The sequence below is a fragment of the Roseburia zhanii genome, from assembly GCF_014287635.1.
GTDB lineage: Bacteria > Bacillota > Clostridia > Lachnospirales > Lachnospiraceae > Roseburia_B > Roseburia_B zhanii.
In genome coordinates, this window is sequence record NZ_JACOPH010000003.1 from 293,596 (window position 1) to 300,697 (window position 7,102).

A 7,102-nucleotide genomic window follows, 5' to 3' on the forward strand; every position below is an offset into this window, starting at 1 on the left:
TCACACATTCTATACATAGGAGGATAAAAAATGAAAACAGATATTGAAATCGCACAGGAAGCAAATATGCTCCCAATCAAAGAAGTAGCAGCAAAATTAGGGATCAAAGAAGATGATTTGGAATTATACGGAAAATATAAAGCAAAATTATCCGATGAATTACTTGAAGAATCAGCCAAAAATCCAGATGGAAAATTAGTCCTTGTCACAGCGATCAATCCGACTCCGGCAGGAGAGGGAAAAACAACAACAAGCGTCGGCTTAGGACAGGCATTCGGGTTGTTAAATAAAAAAGCTGTATTGGCATTGCGTGAGCCATCCTTAGGACCATGCTTTGGAATCAAAGGTGGTGCAGCCGGTGGTGGTTACGCACAGGTAGTACCAATGGAAGACTTAAACCTGCATTTTACAGGAGATTTTCATGCGATCACTTCTGCAAACAACCTGTTGGCAGCATTATTAGACAATCACATCCAGCAGGGCAATGCCTTAAATATCGATCCAAGACAGATCGTATGGAAACGCTGCCTCGATATGAACGACCGTGTACTTCGTAATATCGTTGTCGGACTGGGAAGTAAAATGGACGGTATGGTACGTGAAGATCACTTTGTAATCACTGTAGCATCTGAGATCATGGCGATCTTATGTCTTGCAGATGACGTGGCAGATTTAAAGAAACGTCTTGCAAAGATCATTGTTGCCTATACTTTTGACGGAAAACCAGTGACAGCCGATGATTTACAGGCAACCGGAGCCATGGCAGCATTATTAAAAGATGCCATGAAGCCAAACCTGATCCAGACCTTAGAGCATACACCGGCAATCGTACACGGAGGTCCATTTGCCAATATCGCACATGGCTGTAACAGCGTACGTGCCACAAAAGCCGGATTAAAATTAGCAGATATCGTTGTAACAGAAGCCGGATTTGGTGCTGATCTTGGAGCCGAAAAATTCTTCGACATCAAATGCCGGAAAGCAGGCTTAAAACCGGACTGTGTTGTATTAGTTGCTACGATCCGTGCTTTAAAATACAATGGCGGAGTTCCAAAGACAGAGCTGTCTGCGGAGAATTTAGACGCACTGAAAAAAGGTATCGTCAACCTTGAAAAACATATTGGAAACCTGCAGAAATATCAGGTACCGATCGTTGTAACATTAAATTCCTTTGTGACAGATACAAAAGCAGAAACAGATTATGTCGAGAATTTCTGTAAAGAACGCGGCTGTGAGTTTGCTCTTTCAAAAGTATGGGAAAAAGGCGGCGAAGGCGGCATCGCTTTAGCAGAAAAAGTATTAGAAACATTAGAAAATAAAGAGAGTAATTTCAAAGTCCTTTATCCGGATGATATCAGCTTAGAAGAAAAGATAGAAACGATTGCAAAAGAAATCTATGGTGCAGACGGTGTTACTTACAGTGCCGCAGCAAAAAAAGAATTACAGAGAATTACAGCACTTGGCATGGGTGATTTTCCAGTCTGTATCGCAAAAACACAGTATTCTTTATCAGATGACCAGACAAAACTCGGCAGACCATCTGATTTTACAGTCAATGTAAGAGAAGTATATGCATCCGCAGGTGCAGGATTCGTTGTAGCGGTATTAGGTTCGATCATGACCATGCCGGGACTTCCGAAAGTACCTGCTGCAAACAACATTGATGTAGACGATAATGGTACAATTACAGGATTATTTTAAAAAAGGAGAACGTAGATCATGGCAAAAATCATTGATGGTAAGAAAATTTCAGCAGAGATCAAAGAAGAATTAAAAAATGAAGTTGCCCAGTTAAAAGCACAGGGCATTGAAGGTACCTTAGCCGTTATTCAGGTAGGAAATGATCCTGCTTCGAGTGTTTATGTAAATAATAAAAAGAAAGCATGTGCTTATATCGGTATCAACTCAGAATCTTTTGAACTTCCGGAAGAAACCACACAGGAAGAATTATTAGCATTGATCGCAAAATTAAATGCAGATGATTCTATAAATGGTATCTTAGTTCAGCTTCCGGTTCCAAAACATATCGATGAGAAAACCATCATCAATGCCATCTCTCCAAAGAAAGATGTTGATGGATTCCATCCGGAAAGCGTTGGTTCTTTAGTGATCGGACAGCCGGGATTTGTATCCTGTACACCGGCAGGCATCATCGAACTGTTAAAACGTTCCAATGTAACCATCGATGGAAAAAACTGCGTGATCGTTGGCAGAAGCAATATCGTCGGAAAACCAATGGCATTGCTGATGCTTCGTGAAAATGCAACCGTTACGATCGCACATTCCCATACGAAAAATTTAAAAGAAATCTGCCAGAATGCAGATATCCTGATCATTGCGATCGGTAAACGTGAATTTATCACCGGAGATTATATCAAAGAAGGTGCAGTTGTCATTGATGTCGGAATCCACAGAGATGAGAATAATAAGCTTGCCGGAGATGTAAAATATGATGAAGCAGAAAAGAAAGCTTCTCAGATTACTCCGGTTCCGGGTGGTGTCGGTCCAATGACGATCGCCATGCTTATGAATAACTGTGTCAAAGCCATGAAAAAATAATTGGAGAGTCCTCTATGAAATGCAAAAAATGCGGAGCAGAGATTCCAAAAGGAAAGCTATATTGCAGTGTCTGTGGGGCAGAAGTCCAGTTAGTTCCCGACTATAATTTTTTAGAAGATGATATGTTAAGCGATATTATCCAAAATGGAGCAGGCAAAAACATCACATCTTCCAAACATAATTCTGCTTCACAGACCACAGATCCCATTTCTTCTAAAAAGAAAGTTCCTGCGAAAAAAAAGAAAGTATACATCATCAGCGGTATCTGTCTGGTGCTTGTTATTGCGGTATTTACAGCTTTTTTCGTCTATCAGGATATACAGAAGAAACATCAGAACAGTTATTCCTATCAGTATGAACAGGGAATCAAATACCAGTCAGCAAAAGATTATGATGCAGCAATCGTATCTTTTCAAAATGCGTTGCGTTTACGCCCGGATGATACCGATACCGAAGACCGCCTGCTTGAGATCTATGAAAAAACAAAAGATGATGATGCCATGATCTTACTGTTACAAAAGCGGCTCAAAAGAGATCCCGCAGACACAAGTTCCTGTAAGAAACTGATAGAAATTTATGATAAGAACGCAGAATATGATACGATCTTATCTCTTTGTGAAGAAGTAAAGGGCAGTTCCATGTTAGACCTGTTCTCGGATTATTTAGTAGACCAGCCGAAGTTCAGTAATATTTCAGGTACTTACGAACATCCGCTGACCATTTCCATTACATCTGAAAAAGACTATGATATTTTTTATACAGACAATGGAACAGATCCTGTAGAATATGGAAAACGCTACCATGATCCGATTTCTTTAAAAGAAGAAGGCACGACCATCTTAAAAGCGGTCACGAAAAATGAAAAAGGTATTTACAGCGAACCTGTAACGGCAACCTATACCATCCGCTATGAACCGCCTGCAATGCCAAAAGTAACACCTGCAAGCGGAACTTATACAGAACCGCAGACGATCACGATTTCTGTTCCATCTGACTGTAAAGCATATTACACATGGGACGGTAGTGATCCGACAGAAAGTTCCACTTTGTATACAGGTGCACTCGAAATGCCAGCCGGTAATCAGATATTGTCAGTGATATTAATCAATTCGGCAGGGTTAAAGAGTAATATCTATCGGGTGAATTATGTGTATATGCCGTAGGGAATGTTTTTTTAGAAATTACGGTAAAGATAAAATGATGTGTTTGAGATTGGTGCACCGGCATCTGTTGGGATGTCGGTGTGTTTTTGATTGACTCATAATCATGTTACTGTTCACGCCTAACAGTGTGACCAGCAACGATTACAGCCCATTTAAAATGCCTCTACTAGGCAGGGGCTGTAATCACACAATAATTAACACTATGGCGCATAGCTTGACAGCGCAGTGTCAAGCTTGCGTCTGAACAGTAACATAATCATTTATAAGCTCCAAAATTTACTGAATAATTCATTGTAAATTGATCTAATATATGCTATTCTAAGAAAAAGCAAATTTTCTATTACTTTCAATGTAAAACAACCAATATAAATTCTTATATATTCCATATGACAGCTTTTAGCTGTTCTTTTCAGAAAATTCTTGCTTTCCCATATTTTATAAAGCAGGAGTTTTTTTAAAGAACCTCCTGTTAATGACAACTACATAAGGAGGTATAATGGAAGAACCTAAGAAGAAACCTTTGCAATGGCATCCTGCTTTCTATGCCGGATTGCAGATTGAATTAGCAGAAGATGCGGAGAACCTGATCTTTGAGAATGAGCATCAGCTTGGTACAAAGCCGAAACAGATTGATGTTCTGATCGTCAAAAAAGAATCAGAAAAACCTGTTAGAAAGAACATCGGCAGACTTTTCCGCAAATACAATATCATCGAATACAAAAGTCCGGAAGATTATCTGAGTTTGGACGATTTTTACAAAATAATTGGATATGCCTGTTTCTATAAAGCAGATGCAGCTATCACAAACAGTATAGAAATAGAAGAACTGACAGTGACCTATGTCTGCCATCACTATCCAAGGAAACTGATGAAGCATCTGATACATAGCGGATATCAGATCAAACAAGCAGGAGCAGGAATCTATTATATCAAAGACATGCTTTTTCCCATTCAGATTATTTTAACTTCCAGCTTATCAAAAAGTGAAAATCTCTGGCTGAGCAGTCTGACCGACACTTTAACCGAAACCGATACTGCACAAAAATTACTTGAAGAATATAACAGACATAAACAGGATTCCCGTTATGAATCAATGATGGATCTGATAACCAATGCAAATCTAAAATTGTTTAAGGAGATGGATTATATGTGTGAAACCTTATTAAATATCATGCGTGAAAAATTAAAAGATGAAATTGATGCTGAAAAAGATTTGGCTATGAAGGAGGGCAGAAACGATGGTATTGAGCAAGGTATTGAACAGGGTATTGAGCAGGGTATTGAACAGGGTATTGAGCAAGGTATTGAGCAAATGGAAATTCTAATACAACACCTGATCATCAATTCCCGTTCAGATGAAATCGAACGTGCCGTTACCGATAAGGAATTTCAAAAGCAGTTATTTGAAGAATTTGGTTTATAAATCGTCAATTTGATCTATATAAAAATGTGCACTGTATGCAGTCCTGTTGACTGTAACACAGTGCACATTTTTGATTTTCGTAACTCTATTCAATATCTTATTGTTACGACACAATTATTTTTCCTCTATAAACTGAATCTTTCCTTCTGACAAACTTGCGATTCTGACAAGAGAATATACATGGAATCCCTGTTCCTCTAATTTTTTTCTACCTGGCTGGAATGATTTTTCAATTAAAATACCAACACCTGCGATTGTTGCATGAGCCATACGCAGAAGACGGATCGCTCCGGTAGCAGCTTCTCCATCTGCTAAGAAATCATCAACGATCAGTACATGGTCATTTTCATTGATATACTCCGGTACTAAAGAAAGTTCATAACTGTTTCCTTTGGTATAAGAAGTTACAACTGTCTGATACAATGTGTCATTTAAAACTTTAGAAGACTGTTTTTTTAAAATGATCATCGGCACCTCTAATGCCATTGCTGTCATAAGTGCTGGTGCAATACCGGAACTTTCGATCGTAACAACTTTTGTGATCCCCATATTTTTATAATGTGATGCAAATTCTTCACCGATATTTTTCATAAGCACCGGATCAACCTGATGATTTAAGAAACCATCCACTTTTAAAATGTTTTCACTTTTTGCAGAACCTTCTGCTAAAATTCTTTCTTTTAGTAAATTCATTATCTGTCACCTCGTTATATGTACTTAATTTTCCGGAAAGAGTGTTCCGTAAAAGGATTCGATCAAATAATCTAAATAAGATTCTTCTAATGTTGAATCCATATTCAGAAGTATCTGTTTCATAACCTCATAACGTCTGAAATAAAGCTGTTCAACACTTAAATTGTCCCTGTCAAAAATTGCATGATCGATCTTATCAGCATCAGCTTGTGCAAAAAACTGTTCTGACAATGTTTTTGTCCGGATTTCCTCGTTAGAAGAAGACTGCTTTAGAGATTTCATCTCCAGAAAAGAACGGATACCAACTCCAAAAAAGATCAAAAACAAAATGCCCATGACAACTGCCATCATTGTTCTGTTAAAACTCTCTAATTTCAACGGCAGAATCCCAAGAGCAAGCAGTATGACCGCAATGAAACCGATACCGCCAACGATCGTAAATGTATATGCCGTAGATCTTACATCTTCTAATTTTTTGGAAGATTCCACAAATACCTTACTGCCTGTAGAACCACCTGCTGTAAGAAGATCGTCCGGTCTGTTGGCAGGTTCATTCTGATTTTCCAGATTGCACATTATTTCATAAATCCTTTCTACTTTTTTATCTGAATTATACTCTATTTGACCTTTTTATACAACTATTGTTATAATAGATTTATGAAAATCACAATATTAACTGTAGGAAAAATAAAAGAAGATTTTTACCGGAAAGCGATCGCAGAATATAGCAAACGTCTTAGCCGGTACTGTAAATTAGAGATCATTGAGGTAACAAATGAGAAAACACCCGATTCGGCAAGTGCAGTAGTGGAAGAACAGATCAAAGATAAAGAAGGAGAAAGGCTTCTAAAATATATCAGGGAAGATGCATATGTGGTTGCCCTTGCCATTGAAGGAAAAATGTTAGATTCCATCGAGTTATCTAAAAATATTGAACAGCTTGGCATTATGGGAAAAAGCCACATTATTTTTGTGATCGGCGGCTCACTCGGACTATCTGATCGTATATTAAAGCGTGCAGATTATAAACTCAGCTTTTCAAAAATGACTTTTCCGCACCAGCTTATGCGAGTCATTTTACTAGAACAGATTTACCGGAGTTACCGTATTATTTGTAAGGAACCGTATCATAAATAAATATCAAGTAGGTAATTGCGAAACAAGTTCGCAATCCTGATTAAAAATGCGGTAAGAATCCTGCAATGCAGGATTCTTAAGATGAGAAGCAGGTGACATCAAAATTAGACATGAAAAAAGACTTCCC

Annotated in this window: 7 protein-coding genes; 5 read left to right on the top strand and 2 right to left on the bottom strand. The window is 38.2% G+C overall.

Annotation, left to right across the window (positions count from 1 at the left end; translation table 11 throughout):
* The first annotated feature begins 30 nt into the window (after positions 1-30).
* From H8S17_RS06295 to H8S17_RS06310, 4 genes are all read left to right on the top strand, one after another.
* A complete protein-coding gene (locus H8S17_RS06295) occupies positions 31-1,701 on the top strand; it encodes a formate--tetrahydrofolate ligase (RefSeq protein ID WP_186866645.1) in 1,671 nt (556 codons plus the stop codon).
* Between the two features lie 18 nt (positions 1,702-1,719).
* Positions 1,720-2,559 carry a bifunctional methylenetetrahydrofolate dehydrogenase/methenyltetrahydrofolate cyclohydrolase FolD gene (gene folD, locus H8S17_RS06300; protein ID WP_186866646.1) on the top strand — a complete coding sequence of 280 codons (840 nt, stop codon included), beginning with the start codon at positions 1,720-1,722 and terminating at the stop codon, positions 2,557-2,559.
* A gap of 14 nt (positions 2,560-2,573) precedes the next feature.
* Positions 2,574-3,722, top strand: a complete 1,149-nt coding sequence (locus H8S17_RS06305) for a chitobiase/beta-hexosaminidase C-terminal domain-containing protein (RefSeq protein ID WP_186866647.1) — start codon at positions 2,574-2,576, stop codon at positions 3,720-3,722.
* A 496-nt stretch (positions 3,723-4,218) separates the two neighbouring features.
* The gene (locus H8S17_RS06310) at positions 4,219-5,145 is read left to right on the top strand and encodes a 3-isopropylmalate dehydrogenase (RefSeq protein ID WP_186866648.1); all 927 of its coding nucleotides are present in this window, start codon (positions 4,219-4,221) and stop codon (positions 5,143-5,145) included.
* Between the two features lie 114 nt (positions 5,146-5,259).
* Here H8S17_RS06310 and H8S17_RS06315 read toward each other — a convergent pair whose 3' ends face one another.
* Both H8S17_RS06315 and H8S17_RS06320 read right to left on the bottom strand, forming a co-directional pair.
* Positions 5,260-5,838: a xanthine phosphoribosyltransferase gene (locus H8S17_RS06315; protein ID WP_178050612.1), complete on the bottom strand. Its 579-nt coding sequence runs from the start codon at positions 5,836-5,838 to the stop codon at positions 5,260-5,262.
* Between the two features lie 24 nt (positions 5,839-5,862).
* Positions 5,863-6,414 carry a hypothetical protein gene (locus H8S17_RS06320; RefSeq protein WP_186866649.1) on the bottom strand — a complete coding sequence of 184 codons (552 nt, stop codon included), beginning with the start codon at positions 6,412-6,414 and terminating at the stop codon, positions 5,863-5,865.
* Positions 6,415-6,495: 81 nt separating this feature from the next.
* On the opposite strand from H8S17_RS06320, the gene rlmH reads away from it, so the two are divergent.
* Positions 6,496-6,975 (top strand): 23S rRNA (pseudouridine(1915)-N(3))-methyltransferase RlmH, encoded by a 480-nt coding sequence (gene rlmH / locus H8S17_RS06325; RefSeq protein WP_186866650.1) that lies wholly within the window; start codon positions 6,496-6,498, stop codon positions 6,973-6,975.
* Positions 6,976-7,102: the final 127 nt, after the last annotated feature.